At 41.2% G+C, this 4,652-nt stretch carries 5 protein-coding genes; all 5 read right to left on the bottom strand.

Features of this window, described 5'->3' with window-relative positions:
• Positions 1-340 precede the first annotated feature (340 nt).
• Positions 341-1,300, bottom strand: coding sequence for a replication initiation protein RepM (repM, locus tag JMV76_RS14410; protein WP_201503152.1), 960 nt, complete (start codon positions 1,298-1,300; stop codon positions 341-343).
• A gap of 987 nt (positions 1,301-2,287) precedes the next feature.
• On the bottom strand, positions 2,288-2,521 hold the full coding sequence (locus JMV76_RS14415) for a hypothetical protein (RefSeq protein WP_227690451.1): 234 nt from the start codon (positions 2,519-2,521) through the stop codon (positions 2,288-2,290).
• A 405-nt stretch (positions 2,522-2,926) separates the two neighbouring features.
• A complete protein-coding gene (locus JMV76_RS14420) occupies positions 2,927-3,145 on the bottom strand; it encodes a hypothetical protein (protein WP_201503154.1) in 219 nt (72 codons plus the stop codon).
• The gene (locus JMV76_RS14425) at positions 3,126-3,380 is read right to left on the bottom strand and encodes a hypothetical protein (RefSeq protein WP_201503155.1); all 255 of its coding nucleotides are present in this window, start codon (positions 3,378-3,380) and stop codon (positions 3,126-3,128) included. Before JMV76_RS14425 ends, JMV76_RS14420 begins: the two co-directional genes overlap by 20 nt.
• A 496-nt stretch (positions 3,381-3,876) precedes the next feature.
• The coding region (locus JMV76_RS14430; RefSeq protein WP_227690453.1) for a YagK/YfjJ domain-containing protein at positions 3,877-4,652 on the bottom strand (776 nt) is incomplete at its 5' end.

Below are 4,652 nucleotides of genomic sequence, written 5' to 3' on the forward strand. Positions count from 1 at the left end.
TGAAAATCCGCGTGAGCTTGCACCGACTAATCAATGTTAAATGCTCTGAGGAGATTAAAGGGAGTGCTAGAAGTCATAAGATAATATTTAAATCCCAGTTGTTTGTCATTTTAAGCCCCTGATATACAGTGCTATTGAGCTTGATATTAGCCTAAATATGCGCATGACAACTGTGTATGAAGTATAGATTAACCAGTATAAGCGACTGTTTAGAATGGATTTACAATAGGATTTGCCTAATATGCATTTGACAGCCCTTTTTTGACGTTCTAGCCGTCTGTAGTACCTCACTATCAAAAACCATTTACGAGGCTGTCAGCGTCAATCTGTGAGCACGTTTTTACTTAACCTTGCTCTTTGCTACTTTAAATCCTAACTTTGCCAAGTGCTTGTGGTATTTCTTTTGTTTGTCAGCGTCTTTGAGGTCATCAGCAATCATTGCAGCGAATTGCTCAGTGCTTGCACCTAATGGTGAATTACTACCAAGCTCAGGCAATGCAGCCAACCTTTTGCTAAACGTGCTTATCTGGTCATCTGTCATATTGTGGAATAGGTCAGGCGTGGCATTATCTCTATTCTTATTTGTAGCAGTAGCGAGCTGCTCAGGTGCTTTCTTTTGCTTGAATGTGAACGTAAAGCCAGTAATCGCTTTGCCAGTTTTGTGCTGAATATAATCGGCTGCTACATCGGTGAAGTCGTTAATCTGTTTGATAGCGAGGTCAATTACTCGAGCCTTGAAGTTATTCATTGCCTTGTACTGCTCAGGCTGAACGCCTAGTTTTGAACGCAAGTCATCAAGTGCTATCTTGTTTGTTTTACCAACTGACTTCCATTGCATCATCAATTCATACAGCCTGATTGCATATTCGCTTTGCAGCTCGCTAACCTGTTTTAGGTCGTATTCTGTGTATTGCTCGCTAAGCCTTGTTATCAGTGGAATAACGGCATCTGTGAACTGCAATTCAATCATGCCAGCTGTGTCTATGTAGGTCGCTTTCTGCACCCATCTAACAACGTGCTTAGCTGGTTTTCCTGTCTTTTCGTGTATGTCGTCATACTCAAAATAAGCCTCAAATAATCCAGTAACCGCACTCTTAAGTGCATTGTATGAAGTGTGCTTTTCTACCTTGAATTGTTCTTGATAGCTGCTTGCATGGATTTGCAGCACACCCCTAGCATCAATCATCTGCTTTTGCGCTCGAGCCTCAACGATAGCCAAAAAGATAATGCGCTGCTCAGGTATGCCAAGCGAGTAACTGGCATTGATTAATTTATTATCTTTGGTGATTAGCTTACTCATTATTTTTGCTCATTTATGGACGGCATAAGCATTATAATCACTTATAGATACAACTTACAACCTAATGTAGCGTTAAGGTCGATGAACGTAGCTTTATGGGTCGATGAACGTAGCTTTATGGGTCGATGAACGTAGCTTTATGGGTCGATGAACGTAGCTTTATGGACTCTACAGCCCACTAATGGCGTGGCTCACAGCGAGCGTAAAAGCTTTTAAAAACTCTTAAAAACATTAAAAACATCAAACGCCCTTTTTTTTGTGGATAACTAGGTCTTAATTTAGTGAATAATCAGGCTCAGAACATCATCAAAAATTGATTAATCCATTGCTGGATAGATTGGCTCAGGTTTGAATTATTGGTAACTTTCACATCATATGGAAGTCATCAACCAAGCTCAGGCAATCATCAGATAATAGCCAACTGCTCAGATTTGCCCTGTAAGCATCTTTGCTTGCTCAATAGGTAACTTACTAGGTCTTTACCCTTAGAATTGAAATTTGAGCCACTCAGACAGCAAATTACTGCTATTTCAGCTCATATCATTGGTGATTAGTTTGGCTATGGAATGACGAGGCAATGAAATTATCAGTAAATTATCACTTAGACTCGATATTGAATGTTCACTGATAATAATGGGTAATTACTATCGTTTAATAACTGGAATAGGTGCAATGATAGACGAGCTATCACTTACTGATTTTATGTTTTGGGTATAGGCTAATGATAGATTGACTCGAAGTGTTTTGATGGGTTCGCCTTGATGGCTAAGTGTGAAGTTCTTAACGCCCAGTTTTGGCTGTTGCTACTGGTCAAAACATGGGGTGACTTGTCGCGAAACTAATCACGCGCGCGTATTGTTCCATTAACTGCCTCGATACCTGTGCAGAAACTAGCCTTTCATGGGTTTGTTTTCGATAAGCAGCTAAACACAATATTTAGGCAATAAAAAACCCGCTCTAAATGGCAAATTTTTTAGTTAGGGTCAGTTAATAAACTAATTCATGTTGTGTGATTGGCACTATTTTGATTGGTACAGCATGCAACCATGGCATACCGCCACTACAATAAAAGCAGCCGTTTTTAAATTCCACGATGTAAGCTGTAAAGTCATTACCGCTGAGGTAAGACATCGTTTCTTGATCACTCTCATCACCAACAGCACACCATATATTTTTATCACCATTTCTTAGCATGGCGTGCGCTAATTCACTTCCTGTCAAATTGTTATCCACTATACATTTTTCATCTCCTAGTGGTGAATTTGTAAAGCTCTTATAACGATATCAAATATACAATTGTCTGTATATCCATAATTTTATATGTTGGAAGAGCATCTGCTTTACCTGTCAGATAAGTTGCTTTTTAATGTTTGATCGGTAAGTAAGGAAGTAAACAGACAGCCGTAACCTTTGATGGATAAGGCTGCTCGCTTTCTGTCTTTGAAATAGACCGCATTTTATACCGCACTTTGCAAAAGTCACTTGCTGTCATTTGTGAGTTTGGTCGGCACTGTAGGAACTAAACAACACGCTGCAGCCCAAGTGTTTTCGGGCTTTCTTGATTTTGTTTTTTGACAAGCCCAAGAATAATACCAACAAGTGATTTGAGAATGGCTGTTTTGACTGCTAATGCACTCGCTCAGGATTGCGAGCATCAACGGTTTGAATGACAATCTTAACTGGCTGCACTTCGCTGTCTTTGTCATCAATGCCTTTATCCAACCCCAGCAATTTGGCTTTTGACATTGTGGCAGATACCATAGCAGACGCTTGCCCATTGGCTTTGGCGGTCAATCTGGCATCGTCTAATTCTGTCATCAGGTCATCAATACTCATTTTTTGCATGGCTTATCCTTTGAGTTAGCAACTGGTCATCGTTTGCCAATTCATTCATCAGCTCGCTAATGGTCTGCACCGCATCGGCGTTTACGTCTTTAATCACTGGCTTATCAAAACCAAGCAACTTCGCCTGACTCATTGTGGCTGTGACTATGCCGTTTGGATTGCGGTCTGCTATTGCGATTTGTTTGGCTGTCTGCAAGTCGGCTATCAGGTCATCAAGTGTTAATGATTGCCTCATCAGTAGAATGTCCTTATCAGTTTTTGTTCTAGTCGCTCATACTCGTTAATCAGTCGCTCATACGTGCTGTGGTGCATGTAGCGAGGCTTTGAACCTATGCCGTTGATAATGCCCACTGACCACCCTAGACGGTCACGTAAGGCGTTCAGCTTGCTGTAAATGCGGTCTGTCTTTGTCTGTAGCTGTGAGCCGTAAGGAACGCTCAGGCAATGTCTGCAGACGTAAGTCCCTGCACAATAAAGCACCGATACTCTTTTGCTGCATTTAGGGCATAACCACCAATGGCGATAATGACCAAAGTGACAAGCTGTTTTATCTAATCGTATGCTGTAGCTGTAAGCCTTGCCACGATAGGAATAATTAACGTCAATCTTGTTTGCTCTGTCTGTCTGCCTCAACTGGTCACGATAGCGTGAGATACTCAATCGAGGGTAATTGCTCAGGCTTGAAGTGGTAGCAAGTGCTGCCATGTTTTCCCCTTTTCAGACCTAAATCATTAAGCAAATAACGGTAACTGTCGTTCGTCATCGGTCATCGCTGCTATCAATGGGTTAGGTGCTGATCTCACTCGTTTGGCTTTGGCTGCTATCGCTTTCTTGTAATCATCACCTGCAGTGAATATATCGCCATGCTCATTCAGTCGTGGCTTGATACGGCTTGTTTGATATGAATTGGCGCGTTCAGCTTTGATTGTTTTGCCACGCTCTTTGGCTAAGTAAGATAGACGTTCGAATGCCTCTTTATAGGTGCTGTAATCGCCTTTGGCTAAGTCTGTACGCTTGATTAGGTACGATGCGTTATCACAATATCCGATACTTAATTTTTGATGTTTTGCCACCTCATCAGCCATTCTTAGCAGTTCGCTACTTACTTTAGTGGCATTGCTGCCATCAACCATAATAGCCAAGTGATAGTGCTGCTTTTTTACCTTCTCAACCTCACGACACCAAATAGTACCGACATTCTTTGTTTTGTAATTCCTTTGAATGCGTGACACGTAGCTACGTAAAAACCTAGTCATCTTTTCATTGGTTGGACTGTGAGCGTCAACATGAACGTCCATTCTAAGTATGAACACCCTATTGTGATGTGACAGCATTGCGTCAATCTCACGCTTAAATCTTTGCAATGGCTCAACGTAGCAATTGTATATCTTGCCGTCTTTGCCAGTGTTCAAAATAGGCAACTCTAAACCGTCAATAATTACTGTTGGTTCGTTCGTAAGTTCTCGCATTAACAAAACCTTATCCAGTTGGAAATGAAAATCGGAAA

Origin of the sequence: Psychrobacter cibarius (genome assembly GCF_904845955.1) — a bacterium.
GTDB lineage: Bacteria > Pseudomonadota > Gammaproteobacteria > Pseudomonadales > Moraxellaceae > Psychrobacter > Psychrobacter cibarius_B.